At 64.6% G+C, this 25,718-nt stretch carries 25 protein-coding genes; 14 read left to right on the forward strand and 11 right to left on the reverse strand.

Features of this window, described 5'->3' with window-relative positions; genetic code table 11:
* Window positions 1-10: 10 nt before the first annotated feature.
* On the reverse strand, window positions 11-2,401 hold the full coding sequence (locus PKE80_RS15365; protein WP_271183255.1) for a TonB-dependent receptor: 2,391 nt from the start codon (window positions 2,399-2,401) through the stop codon (window positions 11-13).
* Window positions 2,402-2,525: 124 nt separating this feature from the next.
* Window positions 2,526-4,316 (reverse strand): tetratricopeptide repeat-containing sulfotransferase family protein, encoded by a 1,791-nt coding sequence (locus tag PKE80_RS15370; RefSeq protein ID WP_271183256.1) that lies wholly within the window; start codon window positions 4,314-4,316, stop codon window positions 2,526-2,528.
* A 248-nt stretch (window positions 4,317-4,564) separates the two neighbouring features.
* Here PKE80_RS15370 and PKE80_RS15375 point away from each other — a divergent pair, with 248 nt between their 5' ends.
* Together PKE80_RS15375 and PKE80_RS15380 are read left to right on the forward strand one after the other, a co-directional pair.
* The gene (locus PKE80_RS15375) at window positions 4,565-4,705 is read left to right on the forward strand and encodes a hypothetical protein (RefSeq protein WP_271183257.1); all 141 of its coding nucleotides are present in this window, start codon (window positions 4,565-4,567) and stop codon (window positions 4,703-4,705) included.
* A 162-nt stretch (window positions 4,706-4,867) separates the two neighbouring features.
* Window positions 4,868-6,673: a DEAD/DEAH box helicase gene (locus PKE80_RS15380; RefSeq protein ID WP_008830304.1), complete on the forward strand. Its 1,806-nt coding sequence runs from the start codon at window positions 4,868-4,870 to the stop codon at window positions 6,671-6,673.
* A 226-nt stretch (window positions 6,674-6,899) separates the two neighbouring features.
* Here PKE80_RS15380 and purL read toward each other — a convergent pair whose 3' ends face one another.
* On the reverse strand, window positions 6,900-9,059 hold the full coding sequence (gene purL, locus PKE80_RS15385; protein WP_271183258.1) for a phosphoribosylformylglycinamidine synthase subunit PurL: 2,160 nt from the start codon (window positions 9,057-9,059) through the stop codon (window positions 6,900-6,902).
* Window positions 9,060-9,229: 170 nt separating this feature from the next.
* Here purL and PKE80_RS15390 point away from each other — a divergent pair, with 170 nt between their 5' ends.
* The 11 genes from PKE80_RS15390 to PKE80_RS15440 all read left to right on the forward strand — a co-directional run bounded on the left by PKE80_RS15390 (window position 9,230) and on the right by PKE80_RS15440 (window position 18,607).
* Window positions 9,230-9,475 carry an exodeoxyribonuclease VII small subunit gene (locus PKE80_RS15390; protein ID WP_008830306.1) on the forward strand — a complete coding sequence of 82 codons (246 nt, stop codon included), beginning with the start codon at window positions 9,230-9,232 and terminating at the stop codon, window positions 9,473-9,475.
* Window positions 9,472-10,380, forward strand: a complete 909-nt coding sequence (locus PKE80_RS15395; RefSeq protein WP_051586684.1) for a polyprenyl synthetase family protein — start codon at window positions 9,472-9,474, stop codon at window positions 10,378-10,380. The genes PKE80_RS15390 and PKE80_RS15395 overlap by 4 nt, the downstream gene beginning before the upstream one ends.
* Window positions 10,380-10,898 carry a pantetheine-phosphate adenylyltransferase gene (gene coaD, locus PKE80_RS15400; protein WP_008830308.1) on the forward strand — a complete coding sequence of 173 codons (519 nt, stop codon included), beginning with the start codon at window positions 10,380-10,382 and terminating at the stop codon, window positions 10,896-10,898. The genes PKE80_RS15395 and coaD overlap by 1 nt, the downstream gene beginning before the upstream one ends.
* Before the next feature lie 112 nt (window positions 10,899-11,010).
* A complete protein-coding gene (locus tag PKE80_RS15405) occupies window positions 11,011-11,712 on the forward strand; it encodes a peptidylprolyl isomerase (protein WP_008830309.1) in 702 nt (233 codons plus the stop codon).
* A gap of 215 nt (window positions 11,713-11,927) precedes the next feature.
* Entirely contained in the window at window positions 11,928-12,956 is a 1,029-nt protein-coding gene (gene queA, locus PKE80_RS15410; RefSeq protein WP_271183259.1) for a tRNA preQ1(34) S-adenosylmethionine ribosyltransferase-isomerase QueA, read from the forward strand.
* 73 nt (window positions 12,957-13,029) lie between these two features.
* Window positions 13,030-13,731 (forward strand): thermonuclease family protein, encoded by a 702-nt coding sequence (locus PKE80_RS15415; RefSeq protein ID WP_271183260.1) that lies wholly within the window; start codon window positions 13,030-13,032, stop codon window positions 13,729-13,731.
* Between the two features lie 78 nt (window positions 13,732-13,809).
* Window positions 13,810-14,784 (forward strand): ABC transporter ATP-binding protein, encoded by a 975-nt coding sequence (locus PKE80_RS15420; RefSeq protein ID WP_271183261.1) that lies wholly within the window; start codon window positions 13,810-13,812, stop codon window positions 14,782-14,784.
* A complete protein-coding gene (locus PKE80_RS15425) occupies window positions 14,781-15,554 on the forward strand; it encodes an ABC transporter permease (protein ID WP_008830313.1) in 774 nt (257 codons plus the stop codon). The genes PKE80_RS15420 and PKE80_RS15425 overlap by 4 nt, the downstream gene beginning before the upstream one ends.
* Before the next feature lie 24 nt (window positions 15,555-15,578).
* Window positions 15,579-16,607, forward strand: a complete 1,029-nt coding sequence (locus PKE80_RS15430) for a DUF481 domain-containing protein (protein WP_271183262.1) — start codon at window positions 15,579-15,581, stop codon at window positions 16,605-16,607.
* Window positions 16,608-16,776: 169 nt separating this feature from the next.
* Window positions 16,777-17,907, forward strand: a complete 1,131-nt coding sequence (tgt, locus tag PKE80_RS15435; RefSeq protein WP_271183263.1) for a tRNA guanosine(34) transglycosylase Tgt — start codon at window positions 16,777-16,779, stop codon at window positions 17,905-17,907.
* A 16-nt stretch (window positions 17,908-17,923) separates the two neighbouring features.
* On the forward strand, window positions 17,924-18,607 hold the full coding sequence (locus tag PKE80_RS15440) for a pentapeptide repeat-containing protein (RefSeq protein ID WP_271183264.1): 684 nt from the start codon (window positions 17,924-17,926) through the stop codon (window positions 18,605-18,607).
* A 12-nt stretch (window positions 18,608-18,619) separates the two neighbouring features.
* Here PKE80_RS15440 and PKE80_RS15445 read toward each other — a convergent pair whose 3' ends face one another.
* The 7 genes from PKE80_RS15445 to rpiB form a co-directional block, all read right to left on the reverse strand.
* Window positions 18,620-18,814 carry a hypothetical protein gene (locus PKE80_RS15445; RefSeq protein WP_271183265.1) on the reverse strand — a complete coding sequence of 65 codons (195 nt, stop codon included), beginning with the start codon at window positions 18,812-18,814 and terminating at the stop codon, window positions 18,620-18,622.
* Between the two features lie 152 nt (window positions 18,815-18,966).
* Window positions 18,967-19,581, reverse strand: coding sequence for a 30S ribosomal protein S4 (gene rpsD, locus PKE80_RS15450; RefSeq protein ID WP_271183266.1), 615 nt, complete (start codon window positions 19,579-19,581; stop codon window positions 18,967-18,969).
* Between the two features lie 217 nt (window positions 19,582-19,798).
* Window positions 19,799-20,542, reverse strand: a complete 744-nt coding sequence (locus tag PKE80_RS15455; RefSeq protein ID WP_370423995.1) for an RNA methyltransferase — start codon at window positions 20,540-20,542, stop codon at window positions 19,799-19,801.
* Between the two features lies 1 nt (window position 20,543).
* Window positions 20,544-21,020: a transcriptional regulator NrdR gene (gene nrdR, locus PKE80_RS15460; protein ID WP_271183268.1), complete on the reverse strand. Its 477-nt coding sequence runs from the start codon at window positions 21,018-21,020 to the stop codon at window positions 20,544-20,546.
* 14 nt (window positions 21,021-21,034) lie between these two features.
* Window positions 21,035-21,262 carry a hypothetical protein gene (locus tag PKE80_RS15465; protein WP_008831227.1) on the reverse strand — a complete coding sequence of 76 codons (228 nt, stop codon included), beginning with the start codon at window positions 21,260-21,262 and terminating at the stop codon, window positions 21,035-21,037.
* Window positions 21,263-21,266: 4 nt separating this feature from the next.
* The gene (glyA, locus tag PKE80_RS15470) at window positions 21,267-22,565 is read right to left on the reverse strand and encodes a serine hydroxymethyltransferase (protein WP_271183269.1); all 1,299 of its coding nucleotides are present in this window, start codon (window positions 22,563-22,565) and stop codon (window positions 21,267-21,269) included.
* Between the two features lie 14 nt (window positions 22,566-22,579).
* The gene (gene rpiB / locus PKE80_RS15475) at window positions 22,580-23,017 is read right to left on the reverse strand and encodes a ribose 5-phosphate isomerase B (RefSeq protein ID WP_271183270.1); all 438 of its coding nucleotides are present in this window, start codon (window positions 23,015-23,017) and stop codon (window positions 22,580-22,582) included.
* A 245-nt stretch (window positions 23,018-23,262) separates the two neighbouring features.
* On the opposite strand from rpiB, the gene PKE80_RS15480 reads away from it, so the two are divergent.
* The gene (locus PKE80_RS15480) at window positions 23,263-23,505 is read left to right on the forward strand and encodes a hypothetical protein (RefSeq protein ID WP_271183271.1); all 243 of its coding nucleotides are present in this window, start codon (window positions 23,263-23,265) and stop codon (window positions 23,503-23,505) included.
* A gap of 159 nt (window positions 23,506-23,664) precedes the next feature.
* Here the strand turns inward: PKE80_RS15480 and rpoD are convergent, their stop codons facing one another.
* On the reverse strand, window positions 23,665-25,695 hold the full coding sequence (gene rpoD / locus PKE80_RS15485) for an RNA polymerase sigma factor RpoD (RefSeq protein ID WP_211149989.1): 2,031 nt from the start codon (window positions 25,693-25,695) through the stop codon (window positions 23,665-23,667).
* Window positions 25,696-25,718: the final 23 nt, after the last annotated feature.

Genomic DNA, 25,718 nt, shown 5'->3' on the forward strand with positions numbered 1-25,718 from the left:
TGGCAAGAGATCAGAAATCCCGACCGACCTTGAGGCCGATTACCCGAGGCCTGATGACATAATCATAAAACACGCCCCCGGTCTCGCTGATGCCCAGTGGATCGCCGCAGGTCGTTTCGAGACATTGGACCGAACTGTTGATGACACCGTTACTGTCGAACAGATTGTTCGCATATATTTCAAAGCGCCATACATCATTCTTAATGCCGAGACTGAAGTCCGCCGTGGTATAGGCGCCGAATCCACCCTTGATTGCGTTTTCAGCATCGCGCAAGTCGCTGCGGCGCTTTCCGATGTAATTGACGGCGCCCTGGACGTGGCCGGTCCAGCCGCCGATCGGGAACTCGTACCGGGCAAGGGCATTGGCCTTGAAGCGCGCAGTGATCGGCAAGTGCGTTCCCGCTTGCGCCAGCCGGGTATTCTCGCCTTCGGGGATCGAGCAGTCGAAAGTGGCGTTGGCGATAAGGCAGAAGTCCTTTGTGATCTTTGCGTCGTTGTAGCTGCCCGAAGCATTGAGGGTCAGGCCGGCCTTGCGATAGCCCATGTCGAACTCGACGCCGTAGATCCGCGCTTCGCCAGCGTTGCGGATGAGGGTCAGGCCGTTTTCCCCGAGGAAGGACAACTGGATGTTGCTCCAGTCCTCGCGGAACATGGCGTAGTTGAAGTGGAACGCGCCCATCTGGCTCTTCCACCCGAATTCGTAGTTGTCGAGCGTGTCAGGTGCATAAGGCGGCTGGCCGCCGCGACGGTTGATGCCGCCGGGACGGAAGCCGCGCGACCAGGTAGCGTAGACCAGCCAGTTAGGAGTCAGCTTGTAGGTCAGGTTGGCCTTGTAGATCGATCCGGTATCGGAGGTTTTCGCATCAAGATTGGTGCACGGCGAACCGCTGACTTTCGCATCCTCGAAACAGGCGGCGACACCGGTGCGCGACGAGTATCCGTCGCTGTAGCCGAAGAAACCGACGAGCGAGTTCTTGTACTTGTAGACGCGCAGGCCTCCGGTAGCGGTAAGCTGGTCGGTGATGTCGAAGCTCAGTTCACCGAACGCGGCATAGTCACGGTCGATGCGCCTCTGACGGGTCAGCCAGATGTCGCTTTCGGTGCCGGGCACCGTGATCGCATCGGCAATGCCGTCGATGATGTAGTTCTGCGTGATCTGGTGAACCTGCCGCTGCGCGAACAGGCCGGCGATCAGGCGCAGGCGGTTTTCCTGCGGTGAACTGATACGCAGTTCACCGAACTGACGCCGGTATTTGTCACGGCCCTTGATGTACTGGTTCGGGCTGACCAGGTCGCCGGCATTGTCATACAGATATGCGCCAGAACCGTAGAGCGCGTCATAGAAGTACGAGTAGTCCGAATAATCGGATTCCGTGCGGTCCTTGCGGTTGAGGACGCCTCCCGTCGCGACGAGGTCCCAGTTGCCGATCTTGCCTTCAATGGTCAGGGCAGCTTGATACCATTCGTCCTTGCTGCTCTCGGGGTTGTACTGGACGGTCTGCAGTTTCTTGCTGACTGCGCTTGAGCGCTCCTGCGCAAAGCTGCCGTTGACCTTCTGGACCTGCCCCATGAGCGTGGGGGTGATCGTCCAGTCGTCATCCAGTTCGATGCCGAGCGCCATGCGCGCGCCATATGTATCGACGTCGTTGTAGTTTTTTTCGACGAGATCGGCGTTGGTCTGGGTGATGCCGGAAACGGGGTATGTCCGGCTGCCCGCGACATTGTCGATGTATCCGCCGTCATGACGATACCAGCCGACGACGCGCAGCGCGGAGCGATCTGAAAGCTTGAAGTTCAGGAACCCTTGCGCGACGCCGCCGACGTCTCCGTGAGCGACGGAGTTCAGTTCCATGTCGACTGCGCCGTAAGTGCCCGAATAGTCCGGCTTGTTGGTCACGATCTTGATCGTACCCGCCATCGAACTCGCGCCATAGAGGGTGCCTTGCGGTCCTGCCAGCGCCTCGATCCGCGCGATGTCGTAGGCATGGATGTCAAGCGCGCCCTGGATGGTCGTGATCGGCATTTCGTCGAGATAGGTGCCCACCGTCGGCAGCGGCCCGGAGTGATTGGCGTTCTCACCCGATGCGACACCCCGGAAGTAGACCTGGCTGAAGCCCGGCTGGGTGGTCTGGATCGTAAGGGAGGGAATGTTCTTGACCGCGTCCTGAAGTTCCTTGACCTGCAACTCGCGCAGTTTTTCGCCTCCCAGAGCCGTGATTGCGATCGGCACATCCTGGAGATTTTCGGTCCGCTTCTGGGCTGTGACAAGGATTATGCCGTCTTCTTCGACGGCAGGAGCGCCTTGCGCCAACGCAGGTTGCGCTGCAGCGATGGCCGATGATCCAAGCAGCGCGACGACGACGCTGCGGCGACAACCCAAACGCGATGAATTCACCCGCATTCCCCTGTAATTGCCTGATTGGGAAGCGGCCACAATTCATGAGCTTTGACAATAGGTCCACCGTGCAACGTCGATTGTGCGCTGCACTGTATGACATTTTCGCCACAATTATTGACGTTGCGGATCAGCGCTTGGCGTAAGTTTCGGGTAGATCGCCTAGAGCATCGCGCAACGGCCCAAGCCAGGCATTGTAGGCAAGCCACTGATCGACGCCGTCGCGATTGATCGGGCGACGGACCTGCTCGCTCGATGCCGTGCGCACCGCACGGTCATTGAGATGGAATTGGAGGCAATTTTCCTCGAAATCGAGCGAGAGATGGGTGAGAAGCGCACGCACTTCAGCTTCCGGGTCATCCAGAAGTCGTTCGTGAATGACCCGGTGTACCCGGCCGGGCATGACGGTGTCGTAATGGGCCATGGCGCGCACGTAATCGGCGTAGTAGCGGCCGATGTGCCCAAGGTCGTAGGAGAACGCTTGTCCTTTTGCGAAATGCTGCCGGAAATTGGAGAAGCAGCAGTCCAGCGGCGCGCGGCGGGCATCGATAATCCGGGCGTTCGGAAGGATCGCGGTGATGAAGCCTGCGTAAGCCCAGTTGTTGGGAAGCTTGTCGATGTAGAAGGGCTTGCCGGTCTTGCGCTGGATGCGCGTGCGCTCGATGAATTCGGCGCCCAGTTCGGCGAGGCGCGCCGGTGGCATCGTGGCCAGCGCCGCTGGCCAGTCCCGGCTGTTGCCAGCGTAGGTTTGTGCCTCGCGCATGGCCATGGCGGGAATGTCCGGGAGTTCCATCGTGCCTTCCACTTGCGAATGGCTCGAGAGAATCTGTTCGATGAGGGTGGAGCCGGCGCGCGGCAGGCCGAGGATGAAGATCGGGTCGGGGCAGGGATGGCCCGTGCCCTCCAGTCGGCCGAGCAGGTCGGGCGTCACCGTCGCGATAACGGCGTCCACCTGTGCGCTCACGACGTTCGGGTCGAAATCGAGCTGATCGCGCCGGAGGCGGTTCCCCGTCGTATAGTGCCGGAAGGCAAGCTCCGCCACATTGCGGTCGTCGAACGCCTTGCCGAGTGCGAAGTGCAGGTGCAGGCGGTCGTCGTCGGACAGGGCTTCGTCCGTCAATGCGGCTTCCATTGCGGCGACGTCGATAGCCTCGAACCGCCAGGTCTTGAGGTTCGCAAGGCTCCACCACACCTCGCCGAGGCTCGGCTCGATGGCGATCGCGTGCCGATAGGCGGAGACGCTCTCGGTCTGTTCGCCGAGCGTTTTCAGGATGTGCCCGTAGCTCATCCATAGTCGGGCATGATCCGGGAAAGTTTCGGTCAGGTCTGCATAGATGTGCCGCGCCTCCGCGTAATCGCCGATCCGGCCAAGCGCTGCTGCGCGCAAGTTGAGATCGCCAGCCTGCGCTCCGCCTTGCGTGATCACCTCGTCAAGCACGCCCACCGCTTCGGCAAAACGGTTCTGCCGATAGAGGGAGATCGCGAGATTTGCCCGTGCGGCCGTGAATCCGGGCGCCAGTTCAAGTGCGCGGCGCAGCAGCTTTTCCGCGTCGCGATAGCGGCCGATACGGCCTGCCAGTTCTGCCATCATGCGGATCGCCGCAACATCCGTGGGCTGTTCGCGCAGTCTATTTCGTAGACCGGCTTCAGCGACCGGCAGGTCACCGGTGAGCAGAGCCCGGGCTATAGCGACGAGATCCGGATCATGTGATGAGGCTCGAATGGCTTCCCCTTCGGCAAGCATCGCTTCTTCATTGCGTCCCAAGGCCCTCAGTGCCCGTCCGAGCAATCGATAGGCCGAAGCATTGTGCGGCTCGTGCAGTACCGCGTTGCGCAAGACCGGCAGGGCACGCCCGGGGTCGGCAGCCACGAGGGCGGCAATGGAAGCGGGGGGCGGGGCTGCGTCGGCGGAGCGGTTCATCTGCTGCCGATTATGGGCAAGTCGCGCAATCACCTCAAGCACGCCTGTCGAGGCTTCGAGCCCTTGTGCGTCTTTCAAGATTGTGACAGCCTCACGAGTGACTTGATCGCCGTGAACGGGATCGTTAGCCGGGCGCTCCGCAAGCCGGGCTGACAACTCCAAGGGTGAATTTCATGCGCTTAAGCACTGTACGCAAAGGCATTTTTCGGACCCGGTTGCCGGGGCTCGGAGAGTGCGCCCGCGTCGATATGAGCGCGGGCGACGCCGCGCCGTTTCTGGAGCGGGAGATGTACGTCTTGCTTGGCTTCGAGCCGAGTTTCGATCAGTTGCCAGAGCAATGCGCCGATACGAAGCCGGCGGCCCGTTCGCTCTGGGCCGGGCAGTTCTAGTCCGTCATTCAACACGAATCGTCGCAGGATTGAAATTCGAGCGCGCAAATCTGCGCGCTTTGGTCTATGGGCCGCGCAACAGGTGCGCCCGAGGGCCGCCACGCAGCCCTCCCTATGCTCTTTGAAAGCCGCCTTGATGCGGCAGGACTCGTTGACCCCATAATGACTTTTCCGCAGATTCCCGCGCCTCTCGCCGAAGCTCTCACCGGCCATGGCTATGAAACCCTGACCCCCGTTCAGGCTGCCGTGACCGAATCGGAGGCGCACGGCCGCGACCTCGTCGTCTCGGCGCAGACCGGTTCGGGTAAGACTGTCGCTTTTGGCCTCGCCATGGCGGACGAACTGCTTGCCGATGACGAACTGGCTTTTGCGGTCAAGCCGCTGGCGCTGGCCATCGCGCCGACGCGCGAACTGGCACAGCAGGTCAGCCGCGAGCTGGAATGGCTCTATGCCAAGACCCATGCCCGTATCGTCACCTGCGTCGGCGGCATGGATCCGGTGAAGGAACGCAAGCAGCTGGAGCGTGGCGCGGCGATCGTCGTCGGCACGCCGGGACGTCTGCGCGATCACCTCGAGCGCGGCAAGCTCGACCTCTCGGCTTTGCGCGCAGTCGTGCTCGACGAAGCTGACGAAATGCTCGACATGGGCTTCCGCGAAGACCTCGAGGAACTGCTCGACGCCACGCCGGAAACCCGCCGCACGCTACTGTTCTCGGCGACCATGCCGCGCCCGATCGAGGCGCTTGCCCAGCGTTACCAGAAGAACGCTCTGCGCATCTCCACGGTCGGCGAGAACCGCGGCCATGGCGACATCGCCTACAAGGCGGTGACCGTCGCCCCTTCGGACATCGAGCATGCGGTGGTGAACCTGCTGCGCTTCTACGATGCCGAGACCGCGATCCTTTTCTGCGCCACGCGCGACAACGTGAAGCACCTGCACGCCACTCTGGTTGAGCGGGGCTTCTCCGCTGTGGCGCTTTCGGGCGAGCATTCCCAGAACGAACGCAACAACGCGCTGCAGGCGCTACGTGACCGCCGCGCCAAGGTCTGTGTCGCCACCGACGTCGCCGCGCGCGGCATCGATCTGCCTTCGCTCAGCCTCGTCGTCCACGTCGAGATTCCGCGCGATGCCGAGACCCTGCAGCACCGTTCGGGCCGTACCGGCCGTGCGGGCAAGAAGGGCACGGCGGTCCTGCTGGTGCCTTATCCGCGCCGCCGCCGCGTCGAGATGATGCTGCGCGGGGCGCGCATCGAGGCAGAGTGGGGCGAGGCTCCGACGCCCGAAGCGATCCGCGCGCAGGACCGTGACCGTCTGCTCGAAAAGCTGCTGGCCCCCGTCGAAGTCGAGGACGACGACCGCGAACTGGCGAAGGTCGTGCTGGAAACGCTGAGCGCCGAGGACGTCGCCGCCGCGCTTGTGCGCGCGCACCGCGCCGCGATGCCGCAGCCCGAGGAACTGCTCGGCAATTCGCCCGAATCCCGCCAGAAGCGCGAGCGTCCGGGCTTCGACGACGTCGTCTGGTTCCGCATGAACGTGGGCCGCGACGAGCGGGCCGAAGCGCGCTGGATCCTGCCGGTGCTGTGCCGCCGCGGCCATGTCACCCGCGATGCGGTCGGCCAGATTCGCATCAACGGTGACCAGACCTACTTCCAGATCCCTGCCGCGCAGGCCGAGCAGTTCGAACGCGCCGTCGCCCGCACCGCGCGTGAAGACGGTGAGTACGAAGCCACCATCCTCATCGAGCGTGCGCCTGATGCGCCGCGTGACGCCGCCCGTCACCGCAGCCGCGACCGCGAAGGCCCGCAGGGTCGTGGCCGCCGTCCGCACGGCAATGGTCCGCGTTCCGATGGTCCCGGCGGCGAAGGTTCCGCCCCGTATCGCGCGCGCCCGACCGGTCCGCGTCAGGACCGTCCGGCGGGTGGCGGCGGCGGCAAGCCGTTCCACAAGAAGCCGAAGAAGAGCTGGTAAGGTACTGAAAACACGGGGGGCGACCCTTCGGCAAGCTCAGGGTGAGCGGGGTTGGTGTAAACCGCCCCGTTCCTGAGGTGGCGCGAGTTCGAAGGCAAACCTCCCGTCACCGCTCAGGCGGAGCTTGTCGAAGCCCCATCGGCCAGACGCGAAGCAAAAGAAAACCCCGGCCGCTCCTTCGAGCGCCGGGGTTTTCTTTTGTCCCGAAGGGCCGGGGGAAGGGCGCTCAGCCCTCCATCCAGTCCTTGAAGAATGCCTCGTTGGCTTCACGCAGCGCGGCGATCTCCACGCCTGCAACGGCAGTGCCGCCGACGGTGCCGATCTTCACCGCTTCCGGCAGGACAGTCCCCGCAGGCGCGGTCACGACATAGCGCGACTGGTCCTCGCCGAACGCCTGCGCGGTGGTGAGGTCCGCGTCCAGCGTGCAGCCGAGGCCGCTTGCCAGCGCCATCTCGGCCAGCGCGACGATCAGGCCACCGTCGCTGACGTCATGGACCGCCGTGACCTTGCCTGCGCCGATCCAGCCGCGGACCATGCCGCCGTTGTGGGCTTCGGCCTTCAGGTCGACCTTCGGTGCATCACCGGCTTCATGGCCTGCGATGTCCTTGAGCCAGAGCGACTGACCAAGGTGCGTTCCTTCGCCGCCGAGCAGGAAGATTTCCTCGCCTTCGGCCTTGAACGCCACGGTGGCCATCTGGTCGTGGTCGGCGAGGATGCCGACGCCGCCGATCGCCGGGGTCGGCAGGATCGCAGAGCCGCCGCCGGTCGCCTTCGATTCGTTGTAGAGCGAGACGTTGCCCGAGACGATCGGGTAGTCCAGCGCGCGGCACGCATCGCCCATGCCGTTCAGGCAGCCGACGATCTGCGCCATGATCTCGGGGCGCTGCGGGTTGGCGAAGTTGAGGCAGTTGGTGATCGCCAGCGGCAACCCGCCGACCGCGCTGATGTTGCGGTAGGTTTCGGCGACCGCCTGCTTCCCGCCCTCGTAAGGGTCGGCGTAGCAGTAGCGGGGCGAGCAATCGGTGCTGATCGCCAGCGCCTTCTTCGTGCCGTGGACGCGCACGACGGCCGCATCGCCGCCGGACTTCTGCATCGTGTCCGCGCCAACCTGGCTGTCGTACTGCTCCCAGATCCACTTGCGCGACGCAAGGTCCGCGCCGCCCATCAGCTTGATGAGGTCGGCGCCGAGATCGGTGCTTTCCGGCACCTCGCCGAGCGCCGGGACGGCTGCCCAGGCCTTGTATTCCTCAGGCGAGACGTAGGGGCGCTCGTACTCCGGCGCATCGTCGGCGAGGGGGCCGAGCGGAATGTCGCAGACCACTTCGCCGTCGAATTCCAGCACCATGTGGCCGGTGTCGGTGACTTCGCCGATGACCGCGAAGTCCAGTTCCCACTTCTTGAAGATGGCCTCGGCCATGGCTTCCTTGCCGGGCTGGAGCACCATGAGCATGCGCTCCTGGCTTTCGCTCAGCATCATTTCGTAAGGCGTCATCGCCTCTTCGCGGCAGGGTACCTTGTTCATGTTCAGGCGAATGCCGGCGCCGCCCTTGCTGGCCATCTCGACCGACGAGGAGGTGAGGCCCGCCGCGCCCATGTCCTGGATCGCGACGATCGCGTCGGTCGCCATCAGTTCGAGGCACGCCTCGATCAGCAGCTTCTCGACGAAGGGATCGCCGACCTGCACGGTGGGGCGCTTTTCGTCGATGTCGTCGCCGAAATCGGCCGAGGCCATGGTGGCGCCGTGGATGCCGTCACGGCCGGTCTTGGAGCCGACGTAGACGATCGGGTTACCCAGGCCGGTGGCGGCGCAGTAGAAGATCTTGTTCGTATCGGCGACGCCGACGGTCATCGCGTTGACGAGGATGTTGCCGTCGTAAGCCTTGTGGAAGTTGGTCTCGCCGCCCACCGTGGGCACGCCCACGCAGTTGCCGTAGCCGCCGATGCCCGCGACCACGCCCTTGACCAGATGCTTCATCTTCGGGTGGTCCGGACGGCCGAAGCGCAGGGCGTTCATGTTCGCCACGGGCCGCGCGCCCATCGTGAAGACGTCGCGCAGGATGCCGCCGACGCCGGTCGCAGCCCCTTGATAAGGCTCAATATAGCTGGGGTGGTTGTGGCTTTCCATCTTGAAGATGGCGGCCTGGCCATCGCCGATGTCGATCACGCCGGCGTTCTCGCCAGGGCCGCAGATCACCCAGGGCGCCTCGGTGGGGAGCTTCTTGAGGTGGAAGCGGCTCGACTTGTACGAGCAGTGCTCCGACCACATCACCGAGAAAATGCCGAGTTCCACGAGGTTCGGCTCGCGGCCCAGCGCATTCAGGACGCGCTCGTATTCTTCGGGATTGAGGCCATGCGCCTCGACGACGTCAGGGGTGATTCCGCTCATGGGGGAGCCCTTAGCCGCGTCTTTCCGGCTGCGCCAGAGCGTATGGACATAACGGCACTCAACGGCACCTAAAGGGGGTCTAGCTATACCAGAGTGGCCGATACCCCCTGGTGACGGGTAAATACTGCCGCCACCTTGACCGTTACTGCGCCGAGCGCCATTGCTTGCCCATGGAATCCGAAACTTCGACCATCGACACGCTCAGCTTCGAGGATGCACTGCGCGCGCTGGAAACCATCGTGCGCCAGCTCGAAAGCGGCGACGTGCCGCTGGAAGATTCGATCTCGCTCTATGAAAAGGGCGAGAAGCTGCGCCAGCACTGCCAGAAGCGCCTCGACGCCGCGCAAGCGCGGATCGAGCGTATCGTCGCCGGGCCGGACGGCGCGGCGGCGGGCACCCAGCCTTTCGACCTGTGACCGAAGTGGCCGCGCCCGATTCGCTGCTGGCCGAGGGCCTCGCGCGGATCGCCGAGGAGATCGACGGCGCCTTCGACGCGCTGCTCGCCGTTCCCGACGATGCCCGCGCGAAGCTGGTGGAGGCGATGCGCTATGCCGCGATCGGCGGAGGCAAGCGGCTGCGTCCGCTGCTGCTCGCCAGCGTCGCCGAGATGTACGGCGTCCAGCGCGAAGCCGCGATCCGGGCGGGCATCGCCATCGAATCGATCCACGTCTATTCGCTGATCCACGATGACCTGCCGTGCATGGACGATGACGCCCTGCGCCATGGCAAGCCGACGCTGCATCTGGCGTTCGACGAAGCCACTGCCGTGCTTGCAGGCGATTCGCTGCACGCCTTCGCTTTCGAGGTCCTGTCCGATCCGGCGACCACGCCCGATCCCTTTACCCGCATCGAACTCGTCCGCACGCTCGGCCACGCCAGCGGCGCGCAGGGCATGGCGGGCGGGCAGATGATGGACCTCGTCGCCGAAACCAGCGAGTTCGACCTGCAGACCGTCACCCGCCTGCAACAGCTCAAGACCGGCGCGCTGCTTGGCGCGGCGGTGGAGATGGGCGCGATCCTCGGCCGCATTCCGCCGGAGGGGCGCACGCATCTGCGCGGCTATGCCCGCGACATCGGGCTGGCTTTCCAGATCGCCGATGATCTCATCGACCACGAGGGCGACGCCGCTCTTGCGGGCAAGGCCGTGGGCAAGGACGCGGCGGCGGGCAAGGAAACCTTCGTCTCGCTGCTCGGCCCCGAACGCGCCCGCGAACAGGCGCGCATGCTGGTCGAGCAAGCCGTCGGCCATCTCGCCCAGCATGGGAAGGAAGCCGACCTGCTTCGCGCCGTTGCGCGCTATATCATCGAGAGGGATCACTGATGGCTTCGGCTGAGCGTATCGGCGTCTACCCCGGCACTTTCGACCCGATCACGCTGGGCCATGCCGACATCATCCGGCGCGGCGCCAAGCTGGTCGACAAGCTGATCATCGGCGTCACCACCAACCCGTCGAAGAACCCGCTGTTCACGCCGGACGAGCGCATGGCCATGGTCGAGCGCGAGGTCGCGGCGATGGGGATCGACAACGTCAGCGTCGTCGGCTTCAATGCGCTGCTGATGAAGTTCGCCCAGAAGCAGGGCGCCAGCGTGATCGTGCGCGGCCTGCGCGCGGTGGCGGACTTTGAATACGAATACCAGATGGCCGGGATGAACCAGCAGCTCAATTCCACCATCGAGACGGTGTTTCTGATGGCGGACGTCAGCCTGCAGCCGATCGCGTCCAAGCTGGTCAAGGAAATCGCGATGTTCGGGGGCGACATCGTGAAGTTCGTCAGCCCGGCGGTACGTGAGGACGTCGTCGGGCGGATCGCGCAAAACGGACTATTGGGGGACTACTGAGCTTGCGCGGATGGGCGGGTCCGCGTGGAAATCATTCATTGTGCCGACAGCGGGGGCGCTTTATCGCGTCCGATTACGCGGCTCGGCCGTTCATTGCCCAGGTGACAGATACATGAAGTTTCGCCTTCCCCTGACCGCGCTGATGCTCGGCGCCGCCCTCGTCGCGGCCCCGGCCATCGCGAAGGACAAGGACAAAAAGGACGAGGCAGCGGCCACGCCGACGCCTCCGCCCCTGCCGACCACGATCGACACCGACATCACGCATGAGCCCGAGAACGTGCTCCTGCTCGACTTGTCGGACGGCGGCCGCGTCGCCATTCGCATGATGCCGCAGTGGGCTCCGCACCATGTCGAGCGGGTCAAGACGCTGGCGGCGCAGGGCTTCTACAACGGCCAGATCTTCCACCGCGTGATCGACGGATTCATGGCGCAGACGGGCGATCCGACCGGCACCGGGCAGGGCGGCTCTCAGCTTCCCGACCTTCAGGCCGAATTCAACACGATGCCGCACCTCCGCGGCACCGTTTCGATGGCGCGCACCAACGACCCGAACAGCGCCAACAGCCAGTTCTTCATCGTGTTCTATCCGCGCTTCGCGCTGGACAAGAAGTACACGGTGTTCGGCCGTGTGATCTCGGGCATGCAGTACGTCGATGCGATCCATCGCGGCGAGCCGCCCGAGGACCCGACGAAGATCGTCCAGGCCTCGCTGGCATCGGAGAACAAGCCTGCTCCGGCCGCGCCGGTGGCTCCGGCGGCGCCAACGCTGAAGGCGCCTTCGATTTCGGACCTGAACAACTCCAAGTCCAACTAAGTTCCTCGCGCCCTCCCGCACTCGATGTGTGAGAGCGCGACCATCAAACCAGGTTCGTCATCCCCGCGAAGGCGGGGACCCATCTGACGCCCGTTCGACAGGCACCGGCAGGAGATGGGTTCCCGCCTTCGCGGGAATGACGGTGCGGGGGACGCCGCCACCACGCTGAAGGCTCGCGCCTTGCCCGCAGCCCCGCTCTGGTCTAGCGCGCCGCCATGCGCGTAGACCTCTTCGACTTCGACCTTCCGCCCGAGAGCATCGCCCTGCGTCCGGCGCGTCCGCGCGATGCGGCGAAGATGCTGGTGGTGGACGGCAACACTCCCTTCGCCGACCATCACGTCCGCGACCTGCCTGCTCAACTGCGCGCAGGCGATGTCCTCGTCTTCAACGACACCCGCGTCATCCCCGCCCAGCTTGAGGGCACGCGCGGAGAAGCGCGCATCGGCGCCACGCTCCACAAGCGTATCGACCTTCGCCGCTGGCAGGCGTTCGTGCGCAACGCCAAGCGTTTGCGCGAGGGCGATCGCATCGCTTTCCCGGCCGACGTCACCGCGATCTCCGAAAGCCGCTTGCCCGACGGCAGCTGGACCCTCGCCTTCGAGGGCGACGAGCCCGTGGAAGTCCTGCTCGAACGTGCGGGCCGCATGCCGCTGCCGCCCTACATCGCGGGGAAGCGCCCCACCGACGAGGCCGACGCGAGCGACTACCAGACGATGTTCGCGCGCGAGAAGGGCGCCGTCGCCGCACCCACGGCGGCGCTGCACTTCACCCCCGAACTGGTCGAGGCGCTGGACGCGGCGGGCGTGGCGCGCGAGACACTGACGCTCCACGTCGGCGCAGGCACCTTCCTGCCGGTGAAGGCCGACGACACCGTGGACCACCAGATGCACGCCGAGTTCGGCCGCATCGACCAGGCCACCGCCGACCGCCTCAACGCCGCGCGCGCTGCCGGTGGCCGGGTGATCGCGGTGGGCACCACCTCGCTGCGCCTGCTCGAAAGCGCTACCGGCGAAGACGGCGTGATCCGCCCGTTCGAGGGCGATACCGCGATCTTCATCACCCCGGGCTACCGCTTCCGCGCGATCGATGGGCTGATGACCAACTTCCACCTGCCCAAGTCCACCCTGATGATGCTCGTCTCGGCGCTGATGGGGCTGGAGAAGATGCAGGCGGTCTACGCGCATGCGATCGCAAACGGCTATCGCTTCTACAGCTACGGGGATTCCTCGCTGCTGCTTCCGTGACTTGCGTGGTTACGGGAAAGTTACGGATGGCTGTTAAATTGCTGTAAGCCTTTGCGGCGCACTGTCGGCCCCAATGCCCGGGAAGGTCCGGGCGCATGGGGGCGGCCACATGAAATCCTGGATATTGCCGGCATTGCTGGTCGCGGCGGTGTCTCCCGCATCGGCGGAGGACTTCGCGGGCGCAGGCCGGGCGGTGGATGGCGACTCGCTGTTCGTCGGCGGGCGTGAGGTGCGGCTGTTCGGCATCGATGCGCCCGAATATCGGCAGACCTGCCGCGTGAACTGGAGCAACTGGAGTTGCGGCTCCGACGCAGCCGCTGCCTTGCGCGCCATGGTCGATACCCGGCAACTGACCTGCTCCTCCCGCGACCGCGATGTCTATGGCCGGACGGTCGCAAGCTGCCGGGCAGGAGGGGTGGATCTTGCGGCGGCGATGCTGGAAAAGGGGCTGGCGATTGCGCTCGACAACGCGCCTGCCAGCTATGCCGCGCTTGCCGATCACAGCAAGGCGCAGCGCGCGGGCATCTGGGGTTCCGAGTTCGATGCCCCGGCCGTCTATCGCGCCGCCAATCCCCGAAATTCCGGAGCGCGCGTGGTATCCGCAACCGTGCCGCGCCCGGTTGTGGCGCGGTCGATTCCTCCCGGGGCGTTCCGCAGCTGCGCGGAGGCGCGTGCCGCCGGTGCCGCGCCCATGCGGCGCGGGCAGCCGGGTTACAACCCGCAACTCGACGGCGATGACGACGGGATCGCCTGCGAGCCCTATCGGCGGCGCTGATCTCCTCAACGCCGCATTGCAAAAGATACTGCGTCCGGGGGCTTGGAACCGGAACGTTTCGGCCCCATTCATGCGGCTATGCAGCCTATCCTCGAAATCAGCGGCCTGACGAAAACTTACGCAGGCGGTTTCACGGCGCTCAAAGGCGTCGATCTGACCATCAACAAGGGCGAGATTTTCGCCCTCCTCGGGCCGAACGGCGCTGGCAAGACCACGCTGATCGGCGCGGTCTGCGGGATGGTCCGGCCGACCTCGGGCACGATCACCGCGTTCGGCGAGGACATGGGCCGCCACTGGCGCACCTTGCGCAAGCGCGTCGGCCTCGTCCCGCAGGAACTGGCGACCGACATGTTCGAGCCGGTGCTGCGCTCGGTCAACCATTCGCGCGGGCTCTTCGGCCTCGCCCCCAACCCGGCGCTGGTCGAGGACATCCTCAAGGCGCTCAGCCTCTGGGAAAAGCGGGGCGAGCAGATCCGCAATCTCTCCGGCGGCATGAAGCGCCGCGTGCTGATCGCCAAGGCGCTGGCGCACGAACCCGAACTGCTGTTCCTCGACGAGCCCACCGCAGGCGTCGACGTCGAACTGCGCCGCGACATGTGGAAGCAGATCGCCCTCCTGCGCGAGCGCGGCACCACCGTGATTCTCACCACCCACTACATCGAGGAAGCCGAGGAAATGGCCGACCGCGTCGGCATCATCCGCAAGGGCGAAATCCTGATGGTGGACGAAAAGGCGGCGATGATGGAACGCCTGGGCCGCACCGAAGCGCTGATCTCGCTCGCGCAGCCGCTGGCCGAAGTTCCCGCCGGGATCGCGGCATTCCCCGTGACGCTTTCCGAGGACGGCCGCACGGTCGTCTATCGCGGCGGCGGCGGGGAGGGGGCGTCTGCGGGCACCGCCGAAGTCGCCGAACTGACCAAGGCCCTGACCCGCGCCGGGATCGACTACACCGCGATCGACATCCACGAATCGAGCCTGGAGGACATCTTCGTGAACCTGCTCGAAGGCCCTGATGCCCCAAGCTCTGCGCCTGTTCAGGAGACTGCGGCATGAGCCTGTTCAACGCCCGCTCCGCCTGGACCATTTACAGGCAGGAACTGATGCGCGCCTTCCGCACGGCGATGCAGTCGATCCTCGCGCCGGTGCTGACCACCACGCTCTACTTCGTCGTCTTCGGTGCCGCGATCGGCGGCCAGATGAAGAGCGGCGTCGACGGCCTCAACTACGGCGCCTTCATCGTCCCGGGCCTGCTGCTGCTGACGATCCTGGGTGAAAGCGTCTCCAACGCCAGCTTCGGCATCTACATGCCGCGCTTCACCGGCGCGATCTACGAGCTGCTCTCCGCGCCCGTGGGCGTCGCTGAAACCCTCGTCGGCTTCGTCGGCGCGGCGGCGACCAAGTCGCTGATACTCGCCGCGATCATCCTCGCGACGGCCAGCTTCTTCGTCGATTACTCGATCGCGCATCCGGTCTATGCGTTCTTCTTCGTGCTGCTGGTTTCCGCCAGTTTCTCGCTGTTCGGCTTCATCCTCGGTATCTGGGCGGACAGCTTCGAGAAGCTGACGATCGTGCCGCTGCTGATCCTCACCCCGCTGACGTTCCTGGGTGGCACCTTTTACTCGATCGACATGCTGCCCGAGCCCTGGCGGCAGGTGGCGATGGCGAACCCGGTGGTCTACCTCGTGAACGGGCTGCGCTGGACGTTCTACGGCAGTTCCGACGTTCCGATCGCGCTGTCGCTCGGCCTGACGCTGCTGTTCCTCGTCCTCTGCGTCGGATTCATCACATGGATCTTCAAGAGCGGGTGGCGTTTGCGCACGTGACGCGTTAGCGTTTGCAGCATGACGATGCTCCGACCGGTCCTCTCCGGCCTTCCCGTTATGCTGCTTGCCGTTCCCGCCCATGCGCAAGTGCACCAGTTCGACGAGCCGCTCGTTCTGGTCCCGCTCCCGCCGCCGCCGCTGGTGCTCGACCTGCCGGATTATCCCGAGTTCGTGCTTTACGTGAAGGCCGAGCGTCCTCGCCTGCCACTGCCGGTTCGCGCGCTGCTGGAAGCCGCGATGAAGACCGACGACAGCGCCTCGGTCTCGGCGCTGGTCAAGTTTGCGCAGCAGACCCAGCCTTACGACAAGGACGAGATCCGCGACATGCAGCGGGCCTACAACGACCGCCGCGCCAAGGAGATCGCCGCCAAGACCGAGGCGGAACTGGCCCGCATCCGTGCCTCCGGCGTGCTGGAGCTGTGGAAGGGCCAGATCGAGGTCGGCGCCTTCCGCTCCACCGGCAACACCGACAACTTCGGTGTCACCGCCGCGCTCAAGCTCAACCGCAAGGGTATCAAGTGGGAGCACATGATCCAGGCCAATGCCGACTATCAGGAAGATCGCGGCACGATCACGCGCGAGCAGTATTCGGCGAGTTATCAGCCGCGCTATACCCTGAACGACGGGTTCTTCACGTATGGCCGCACCCAGTACGAGCGCGACCGCATCCAGGGCTTCGAGGACCGCTACACGCTCTCGGGCGGTCTCGGTTACCGGGTGCTCAACCGTCCCGGCATGACGCTGGCGCTGGAAGCAGGTCCGGCGTTCCGTGCCACCAATTACGTCGACGACGTCGACCAGACGACGTGGTCGATGCTGACCTCGCTTGATTTCGACTGGACGATCAACCCGACGATCAAGCTGTCGCAGGATATCAGCAGCTACGTCGGTTCGGACAACAACACCTTCACCTCGATGACCGCGATCGAGGCGGGGATGATGAAGGGTCTCAAGGCCAAGCTGTCCTACTCGATCGAGCATGAGACCCGGCCGCCGAGCGGTTCGCTCAAGACCGACACGATCTCGCGCTTCTCGCTGGTCTACGGGTTCTGATCTTCTCCCTTCCTCTCGTCATTGCGAGCGTAGCGAAGCAATCCAGGGCGGTTTGCGCGGCCCTGGATTGCTTCGCTGTGCTCGCAATGACGAATGGGGAAATCCGGCGACGAAGTCGGTAGTTATCGGATGTTTCCACGAGGGCTGAAAATGCTCTAAGGGCGGCGCCATGAAGCCTCGTTTCCAGTTTTCCATCCACGCCACAGACGGCAAGGCCCGTACCGGCACCATCCAGATGCGTCGCGGTGAAATCCGCACGCCCGCTTTCATGCCGGTCGGCACCGCCGCCACCGTCAAGGCCATGAAGCCGCAGGACGTGCGCGCCACTGGCGCCGACATCCTGCTCGGCAATACCTATCACTTGATGCTGCGCCCCGGCGCCGAGCGCGTCGCGCGCCTCGGTGGCCTGCACAAGTTCATGAACTGGGACCGCCCGATCCTGACCGACAGCGGCGGCTATCAGGTCATGAGCCTGTCGGATCTGCGCAAGATCACCGAGGAAGGCGTGACTTTCGCCAGCCACATCGACGGCTCGCGCCACATGCTCAGCCCCGAGCGGTCGATGGAGATCCAGCGCCTGCTCGGCTCCGACATCGTCATGTGTTTCGACGAGTGCCCCAAGATCGACCAGCCCCGCGACGTCATCGCCCGCTCTATGGAAATGTCGATGCGCTGGGCGAAGCGTAGCCGCGACGCCTTCGACACCGGCGGCGCGCATGCGGAAAGTTCCGCCCTGTTCGGCATCCAGCAAGGCGCGCTCGACGAAGGCCTGCGCAAGACCAGCGCCGATGCCCTCAGCGAGGTCGGCTTCGACGGCTACGCGATCGGCGGCCTTGCCGTGGGCGAGGGACAGGAGGCGATGTTCGCCACGCTGGAATTCGCCCCCGGCCAGCTTCCCGCCGACCGTCCGCGCTACCTGATGGGCGTGGGCAAGCCCGACGACCTCGTCGGCGCGGTGGAGCGCGGCGTCGATATGTTCGACTGCGTGCTGCCGACCCGCTCGGGCCGCAACGGGCAGGCGTTCACCTGGAACGGCCCGCTCAACATGCGCAACGCCCGTCACGCCGAAGACACCGGCCCGATCGACGAGCGCTGCAAGTGCCCGACCTGCGGTACGTACACCCGCGCCTACATCCACCACCTCATCAAGTCCGGCGAGATGTTGGGCGCGATGCTGCTGACCGAGCACAACCTCTCGTTCTATCAGCAACTGATGCAGGGCATGCGCGATGCGATCGCCGAACAGCGCTTCGCGGCGTTCGCGGCCGATTTCCGGCGGGACTATTTCCGCAAGGAATGATCGGTCGGAGCGGAGCATGGACGACAGTACCGACACCATCGTTCGCGACCGGACACTGACGCGCGCCGACTTCGAGCGGCTGCCCGCTTCCGTGCGCCATCTGGTCGGTTGCGATCTGGATGAGGCGCAACTCAGCGGGCTTGACCTGTGGGGCTGGACGTTCGAGGCCTGCAGCCTGCGCCGGACCGATTTGAGCAGGGCCAAGCTCGACGGCACGACCTGGAAGTCCTGCAGGGCCGCTTTCGTCGACTTTTCCGGGAGCGACCTCGACGGCGCCAGTTTTCATGCCAGCGATTTCAACAATGTTTCGTTCCGGCGCGCTTCGCTGGCTTCGGCGAGGATAATTCGGTGCAAGTTGACGGGTGCCGATTTGTCGGATGCTGCGTCTCTCGACACCGTCTTCGAGGAGACCCTGCTGGTCAGCGCGCGCCTGCCTCGCCATTCGTTCCGGGGTGCGACGCTGCAGCAGGTTGATTTTTCGCAGGCTGATCTGAGCCGCTGCGATTTCCGGCAAGCGGCATTGCTGGACTGCAGCCTGCGCGATGCGGATTTGACCGGGGCGCGGTTCGACGGCGCCGATCTGCGTGGGGCTGACCTGGGTGGTCTGCGTCTGGTCGATGCTAGCTTGTTCCGTGGCGCGATCATCTCGCGCATGCAGGCAAGCCAGATTCTCGGCGAACTGGGGATCAGCGTCCGCTAAGCTGAAGCGCGGTCACGCAGCGACGGGTTTGCCCGGTGCGTCTTCGCCGTGCATGGTTTCCAGCACCGTCTCGACATAGGCGACGAAGCGGCCGGTCATTTCGTCGAGAAATCCGGCGCCGATCTCGCAGGCATGGCGCTGCGCTGTCCTGAGATCATTGTACCATTTACCGGTGCGGTGCGGAGTGATGAAACGGTAGCGAGTCATGATGCTAGGCTAATGCCCGATCTCGGCGGCAGTTCCCTTACAAGTGCTGCAAATCGTGTAATTTTTCGTGTCGTTTGAACAGTTCGAAACACATAAGAAAAAGGCGGCCCCGAAGGACCGCCTTTTCTTGTTTCCGTTGCCGGAGAACCGGATCAGCGCGAGTAGAACTCGACGACCAGGTTTGGTTCCATCTTCACCGGGTAGGGCACTTCGTCGAGCGTGGGAACGCGAACGAAGGTCACCTTGTCGGTGCCGTCCTGGGCGACGTAGTCGGGAACTTCGCGCTCGGGCAGGTTCTGCGCTTCGAGAACGAGAGCCATTTCCTTGGCCTTGTTGCCCAGGGTGATGATGTCACCGACCTTCACGCGACGCGAGGCGATGTTGCACTTCACGCCGTTGACGCGGATGTGGCCGTGCGAAACGATCTGGCGGGCCGAGAAGATCGTAGGCGCGAACTTGGCGCGGTACACGATCATGTCGAGGCGCTGTTCCAGCAGGCCGATCAGGTTCTGGCTGGTGTCGCCCTTCATGGCCGACGCTTCCTGGTAGGTGCGCTTGAACTGCTTCTCGGTCACGTCGCCGTAGTAGCCCTTGAGCTTCTGCTTGGCGCGCAGCTGCAGACCGTAGTCCGAAACCTTGCTCTTGCGGCGCTGGCCGTGCTGGCCCGGCCCGTAGCTGCGGCGGTTGACCGAACTCTTGGGACGGCCCCAGATGTTCTCGCCCATGCGGCGGTCGAGTTTGTACTTCGAGCTTTGACGCTTCGACATAATGTCGTCCTTCAATCTGCTTGCCGTGCAGCCGATGTGGTGCACGATCCATGTTTCTCCCGGAGCGCACCATCCGGCCTATTCTGCCGGATGCGGCCGCCGCTTCACCGAGAGTGCGGGGCCGAATGGACGTGCTGCGAAGACGCAGGCGCCACGTGAAGCCGGGCCCTTAGCGGGTTCGGGCGACGTGTCAAGGGAAAGCGCCCGAAATGCCGGTTCAGTCGATGTTACGAGGCCGCCGGTTGCCGCCCAGCGCGCTCAGAACGCCGCGCATGGTGCGCACTTCGAGGCTGTTCCAGCCCGGTTTGGTGAGCATGTTGCGCAAGGTCCGGCGCGTGGCGGCGGAGCGGCTCTCCGGGTAGAAGTACTTGGTCGGCTCCAGCACTTTCTCGAACTGCTGGATCATGCCTTCCAGTTCGTCCTGCGGGGCCGGGGGGAGCAGTTCCTCAACCGTCGGCTGCGCCAATGCGGCGCCCTTCGACCATTCGTAGGCGCACAGGATCACCGCCTGCGCCAGGTTGAGCGAGGCGAACTCGGGGTTGATCGGCACCGTCAGGATCGCGCGGGCGAGGGCAACGTCGTCCGTCTCCAGTCCCGAGCGCTCCGGCCCGAACACGTAGGCCGAGCGGGCCGTCGCCGCGTAGACCTCGCGCGCGGCCTCCTCGGGCGTGACGACCGGCTTGGTGACGCCGCGCTTGCGCACGGTGGTGGCGTAGACGTTGGCGCAGTCGTGCACGGCTTCGGCGAGCGTCTCGAAGACCTCGGCCTTTTCCAGCACGTCGTCGGCACCGGCCGCCGCCGGGCCTGCCGAGGGGTTGGGCCAGCCGTCGCGCGGGGAGACGAGGCGCATCTCGGTCAACCCGAAGTTGAGCATCGCGCGCGCGGCCTTGCCGATGTTCTCGCCCAGTTGCGGGCGCACCAGTACGATTACCGGCTGCTTCACTTCACCAGCCCGCTTCACTTCAATTGACGCCGACATCGCGCACGGTCCCTGCAAATTCCTCGAAATCCTTCGCCTCGTTGAAGGCGCGGTAGACGCTGGCGAAGCGGATGTAGGCGACCGAGTCGAGCTGGCGCAGCCCTTCCATCACCAGTTCGCCGATGACGCGCGATGGCACCTCGTTCTCGCCGATCGTCTCGACCTGGCGCTGCACGCCCGAGACGAGCCGCTCGATCTTCTCGCGGTCGATGCCGCGCTTGCGGCAGGCGAGGGTGACAGACTGCTCGATCTTGGCGCGGTCGAACGGCTCGCGGCGTTCGAGCCCGGCCGCATCGTTGCTCTTGACCACCACGATCTCACGCAGCTGCACGCGTTCGAACGTCGTGAAGCGGGCGCCGCAGCTCGAACACTGGCGGCGGCGACGGATCGCGGTGGCATCCTCGGTCGGGCGGCTGTCCTTGACCTGGGAATCGTCGTGGGCGCAAAAAGGACAGCGCATTCAGCGGGTTACTTTCATTCAGGACGGACGCGCTTGTAGAACTTGTACCCCGCGCCCGCCGCCAGCCCGAGGCCGATGGAGACGAAAGGCAGGAACGCGCCAGCAACCGCGCCCGCAGCGCCCCAGATCAGAACCGGCTTGGTCGAGGGATGGGCCATGCCATCCTTGAGCATTCCGGCGAGTTCCTCGCGGGCATCGCTGACGAAATGGCCGGAGTTCTGGGGGCGCTGCGGGTCGGTCATAGACTTAGTCCTCGTAGATGGGGAAACGATCACACAGCGCTTCAACGCGCGTGCGAACGTTCTGCTCCACCTGAGCGTCACCTGCTTCGCCGCACTTGGCAAGACCGTCGAGAACGTCGGCGACCATGTTGCCGATCTCGCGGAATTCCTCGGGGCCGAAACCGCGGGTGGTGCCGGCGGGCGAACCCACGCGGATGCCGCTGGTCTTCATCGGCGGCAGCGGGTCGAACGGGATGCCGTTCTTGTTGCAGGTGATGCCCGCACGCTCCAGCGCCTCGTCGGCGTCCTTGCCGGTGACGCCCAGCGGCGAGAGGTCGATCAGCGCGAGGTGCGTGTCGGTGCCGCCCGAGACGATCGCGGCGCCGCGCTCCTTGAGGGTGGCTGCCAGAACCTGCGCGTTCTCGATCACGCGCGCGGCGTAGTCCTTGAACTCGGGACGCAGCGCTTCACCGAAGGCGACGGCCTTGGCGGCGACGACGTGCATCAGCGGGCCGCCCTGAAGGCCGGGGAACACCGCCGAGTTGATCTTCTTGGCCAGCGCCTCGTCGTTGGTGAGGATCATGCCGCCGCGCGGACCGCGCAGGGTCTTGTGCGTGGTGGTGGTGGCGATGTGCGCATGCGGGAACGGCGAGGGGTGCAGACCGGCCGCTACCAGCCCTGCGAAGTGCGCCATGTCGACCTGGAAGATGGCGCCGACGGCATCGGCGATCTCGCGCATGCGCTTGAAGTCGATGATACGCGGATAGGCCGAGCCGCCCGCGATGATCAGCTTGGGGTTGTGCTCGCGGGCCAGCGCCTCGACCTGGTCATAGTCGATCAGGTGGGTGTCCTTGGTCACGCCGTACTGCACGGCGTTGAACCACTTGCCCGACAGTGCGGCCTTGGCGCCGTGGGTGAGGTGGCCACCCGCGTCGAGGCTCATGCCCATGACGGTGTCGCCGGGCTTGACGGTGGCGAGCAGGACCGCACCGTTGGCCTGCGCGCCCGAGTGGGGCTGGACGTTGGCGAAACCGCAGTCGAACAACTGCTTGGCGCGCTCGATGGCGAGGGTTTCGACTTCGTCCGAAGGCTCGCAGCCCTGGTAGTAGCGCTTGCCGGGGTAGCCCTCGGCGTACTTGTTGGTCAGCACCGAGCCTTGCGCCTCGAGCACGGCCTTGGAGACGATGTTCTCCGAGGCGATCAGCTCGATCTGCTTGCGCTCGCGCTTCAGTTCATGGCCGATCGCGGCAGCGACGGCGGGGTCGCTCTGGGCGATCGTGTCGGTGAAGAAGCCGGGTGAACGGATGGCGGTTTCTACAGTCATGGTTCTTGGCTCCTTCAGAAGGACGGATTGGAGAGCTTTTCGACGCGGCCTGCATGGCGGCCGCCGCCGAACTCGGTGGAGAGGAAAGCGTCGAGGCAGGCCTTGGCCATGTCCTCGCCGGTCAGGCGTGCGCCCATGGCGATGACGTTGGCGTCGTTGTGCTCGCGGGCGAGGGCGGCCGAAAGCGGCTCGCCCACCAGCGCGCAGCGGCAGGCGGGATCGCGGTTGACGGCGATCGAGATGCCGATGCCCGAGCCGCAAAGCGCGACGCCGAACTGCACGGTGCCGTCGGCGACGACCGAGGCCAGCTTGTAGCCATAGTCGGGGTAGTCGACGCGGTCGGTGGTTTCGGGGCCGAGGTCGGCGACTTCGTGGCCGGCCTCGATGAGGTATTCGCGCAAAGTCGCCTTGAGGTCGACGGCGGCGTGGTCGGATGCGATCGCGATACGCATGGGAGAGGTGCTTCCTGCCTGCGAGGGATTCGTTTGCGGCTCCCTTAGTCGCGGCTTTGCCATATTGCGAGTCTTGTGGGCACCGCGTTCAGATCGCCCATGGCGCCATGCGGGCAATTTCGCAGCGCATTTGGATGTTTCAACCGCTTGATGCTTGCAAGGGCAAGTTCGAGGGCGCAAGTTCCGGCTCTCGATACACTGGGCTGAAAAGGCTGGATCGATAAGGCCGGAACAAGGGGATTGCCATGAAGCTGACCGTCATGCGCGCATTGAGCCTCGCAGGGGTGCTGGTTCTCGCAGGGTGTCTGGAAACGATGCCCGGGCCGGATCGGCCGCATCGTCCTCGCCCGGAAAAGCCTGCGATCTGCACGCGCGAATACATGCCCGTCTGCGCGGAAAAGCGGCGGCACCGCCAGACTTTCAGCAATGCCTGCATGGCCAAGGCCGAAGGCTTCCGCGTGATCGCCTCCGGGGAATGCCGGCGGTAAGGTGTTTGCTGCCGGGGACAAACCCTCATCGTCATTGCGAGCGGAGCGAAGCAATCAAGGGCGGATTGCGCGGCTCTGGATTGCTTCGCTTCGCTCGCAATGACGAGGTAATAAAAGTGATGAGGTAATAAAAAAGCCCCGCTGAGGCGGGGCTTTCTCTTACTGGTCCAGGAACGAGCGCATCTTGCGCGACCGGCTCGGGTGCTTGAGCTTGCGCAGCGCCTTGGCCTCGATCTGGCGGATACGTTCGCGCGTCACCGAGAACTGCTGGCCGACTTCCTCCAGCGTGTGATCGGTGTTCATGCCGATACCGAAGCGCATGCGCAGCACGCGCTCCTCACGCGGAGTGAGCGAGGCGAGGACGCGGGTGACCGTTTCCTTGAGGTTCGCCTGGATTGCCGCGTCCACGGGAATGATCGCGTTCTTGTCCTCGATGAAGTCTCCGAGGTGCGAATCCTCCTCGTCGCCGATCGGCGTTTCGAGGCTGATCGGCTCCTTGGCGATCTTCATCACCTTGCGCACCTTCTCGAGCGGCATCGACAGACGCTCGGCCATTTCCTCGGGCGTGGGCTCGCGGCCCTGCTCGTGGAGGAACTGACGGCTGGTGCGCACCAGCTTGTTGATCGTCTCGATCATGTGGACCGGGATACGGATCGTGCGGGCCTGATCCGCGATCGAGCGCGTGATCGCCTGCCTGATCCACCAGGTCGCGTACGTCGAGAACTTGTAGCCGCGGCGGTACTCGAACTTGTCGACCGCCTTCATCAGACCGATGTTGCCTTCCTGGATGAGATCCAGGAACTGCAGACCGCGGTTGGTGTACTTCTTGGCGATCGAGATCACCAGACGCAGGTTCGCCTCGACCATTTCCTTCTTGGCGATGCGTGCTTCACGCTCCGCCTTCTGGACCATGTTGACGATGCGGCGGAACTCGGGGAGCGCCATGCCGGTGGCGGCGGCGATGTCCGAGACTTCCAGACGGATACGCTCGACGGGGTCGGCTTCGTTCTCGGCGAAGGCAGCCCACTTCTTGTCCTTCTTGGCGACGTCCGTGATCCACGTATCGTCCAGCTCGCGGCCGACGTAGGATTCGAGGAAGTCGGTGCGCTTCACCTTGTGACGCTCAGCCAGACGCAGCATTTGCCCGCCCAGCGTCGTCAGGCGACGGTTGAATGCGTAGAGGTTATCGACCAGATATTCGATCTTGGTCGCGTGGAACTTGACCGATTCCACCTGCGCCGTGAGGTCTTCACGAAGCTGCTGGTACTGGTCTTCCTTGGCGGCCGGGAAATCGATGCCCAGCGCCAGCGCTTCCAGACGATCGCGCTGCAGGCGCTCGAAAGTCTGGAACAGTTCGGTGATCAGCAGGAACTTCTCAAGCGCTTCCGGCTTGAGGGCCGCTTCCATCTGCGCGAGCGAGAGGGTGTTGTCTTCTTCCTCTTCCTCGGCCTGACGCTTGGGAATCGGGTTGCCGTCCTCGTCGAGTTCCTCGGAGTTGTCCTCGTCGTCGGAATCGTCGTCCTTGAACGAGGGACCGGCGGTCTTCTCGCTGATTTCGCCGTCGTCCTCGCTCTCGCCGTCCTCGCTCAGGGCTTCGGGCGCGGGCTCCTTCGAAAGCATCGCGTCGAGATCTAGGATCTCACGCAGCTGCATCTCGCCGTTGTTGAGCGCTTCGGACCACTGGATAATGGCGTGGAAAGTGATCGGGCTCTCGCACAGGCCCAGGATCATCATGTCGCGGCCTGCTTCGATGCGCTTGGCGATGGCGATTTCGCCCTCGCGGCTGAGCAGCTCGACCGCGCCCATCTCGCGCAGGTACATGCGCACCGGGTCGTCGGTGCGCTCGACCGTTTCCTTCTTCTTCGCGGGATCGACGTTGACGCGCGGCGAGACTTCATCGCCTTCGCTGTCGTCGTTATCGTCTTCCGAATCGCGGTCGTCGTTTTCCTGGCTTTCGGCATCCTCGTCGTTGTCGACGATGTTGACGCCCATCTCGTTCAGAGCCGAGGTGATGTCCTCGATCTGGTCCGAGGACATGTCCTGAGGCAGCGCCTCGTTCAGTTCGTCATAAGTGATGACACCGCGGCGCTTGGCGCGCGCGATCAGCTTCTTGATCGAACCTTCGTTGAGGTCGATCAGCGGTGCGTCCGTACCCTCGTTGTCCGCGCCGTTGGTGTCGTTCTTGCTCATCAGTTCGCCGTTATCCCGTGCCG

Source organism: Novosphingobium resinovorum (assembly GCF_027922145.1).
Classification (GTDB): Bacteria; Pseudomonadota; Alphaproteobacteria; order Sphingomonadales; family Sphingomonadaceae; genus Novosphingobium; species Novosphingobium resinovorum.

Excerpts from the sequence above, each read along its gene's own strand:
- coaD (WP_008830308.1), top strand. The coding sequence starts at position 10,380 with ATGGCTTCGGCTGAGCGTATCGGCGTCTACCCCGGCACTTTCGACCCG.
- PKE80_RS15375 (WP_271183257.1), top strand. The coding sequence starts at position 4,565 with ATGAGCGCGGGCGACGCCGCGCCGTTTCTGGAGCGGGAGATGTACGTC.
- PKE80_RS15365 (WP_271183255.1), bottom strand. The coding sequence starts at position 2,401 with ATGCGGGTGAATTCATCGCGTTTGGGTTGTCGCCGCAGCGTCGTCGTC.
- rpiB (WP_271183270.1), bottom strand. The coding sequence starts at position 23,017 with ATGCGTATCGCGATCGCATCCGACCACGCCGCCGTCGACCTCAAGGCG.
- tgt (WP_271183263.1), top strand. The coding sequence starts at position 16,777 with ATGAAGCCTCGTTTCCAGTTTTCCATCCACGCCACAGACGGCAAGGCC.
- PKE80_RS15415 (WP_271183260.1), top strand. The coding sequence starts at position 13,030 with ATGCCCGGGAAGGTCCGGGCGCATGGGGGCGGCCACATGAAATCCTGG.
- PKE80_RS15440 (WP_271183264.1), top strand. The coding sequence starts at position 17,924 with ATGGACGACAGTACCGACACCATCGTTCGCGACCGGACACTGACGCGC.
- PKE80_RS15445 (WP_271183265.1), bottom strand. The coding sequence starts at position 18,814 with ATGACTCGCTACCGTTTCATCACTCCGCACCGCACCGGTAAATGGTAC.
- rpoD (WP_211149989.1), bottom strand. The coding sequence starts at position 25,695 with ATGAGCAAGAACGACACCAACGGCGCGGACAACGAGGGTACGGACGCA.
- purL (WP_271183258.1), bottom strand. The coding sequence starts at position 9,059 with ATGAGCGGAATCACCCCTGACGTCGTCGAGGCGCATGGCCTCAATCCC.
- nrdR (WP_271183268.1), bottom strand. The coding sequence starts at position 21,020 with ATGCGCTGTCCTTTTTGCGCCCACGACGATTCCCAGGTCAAGGACAGC.
- PKE80_RS15370 (WP_271183256.1), bottom strand. The coding sequence starts at position 4,316 with ATGAACCGCTCCGCCGACGCAGCCCCGCCCCCCGCTTCCATTGCCGCC.
- PKE80_RS15425 (WP_008830313.1), top strand. The coding sequence starts at position 14,781 with ATGAGCCTGTTCAACGCCCGCTCCGCCTGGACCATTTACAGGCAGGAA.
- PKE80_RS15465 (WP_008831227.1), bottom strand. The coding sequence starts at position 21,262 with ATGACCGACCCGCAGCGCCCCCAGAACTCCGGCCATTTCGTCAGCGAT.
- PKE80_RS15380 (WP_008830304.1), top strand. The coding sequence starts at position 4,868 with ATGACTTTTCCGCAGATTCCCGCGCCTCTCGCCGAAGCTCTCACCGGC.
- rpsD (WP_271183266.1), bottom strand. The coding sequence starts at position 19,581 with ATGTCGAAGCGTCAAAGCTCGAAGTACAAACTCGACCGCCGCATGGGC.
- queA (WP_271183259.1), top strand. The coding sequence starts at position 11,928 with ATGCGCGTAGACCTCTTCGACTTCGACCTTCCGCCCGAGAGCATCGCC.
- PKE80_RS15405 (WP_008830309.1), top strand. The coding sequence starts at position 11,011 with ATGAAGTTTCGCCTTCCCCTGACCGCGCTGATGCTCGGCGCCGCCCTC.
- glyA (WP_271183269.1), bottom strand. The coding sequence starts at position 22,565 with ATGACTGTAGAAACCGCCATCCGTTCACCCGGCTTCTTCACCGACACG.
- PKE80_RS15420 (WP_271183261.1), top strand. The coding sequence starts at position 13,810 with ATGCAGCCTATCCTCGAAATCAGCGGCCTGACGAAAACTTACGCAGGC.
- PKE80_RS15390 (WP_008830306.1), top strand. The coding sequence starts at position 9,230 with ATGGAATCCGAAACTTCGACCATCGACACGCTCAGCTTCGAGGATGCA.
- PKE80_RS15430 (WP_271183262.1), top strand. The coding sequence starts at position 15,579 with ATGCTCCGACCGGTCCTCTCCGGCCTTCCCGTTATGCTGCTTGCCGTT.
- PKE80_RS15480 (WP_271183271.1), top strand. The coding sequence starts at position 23,263 with ATGAAGCTGACCGTCATGCGCGCATTGAGCCTCGCAGGGGTGCTGGTT.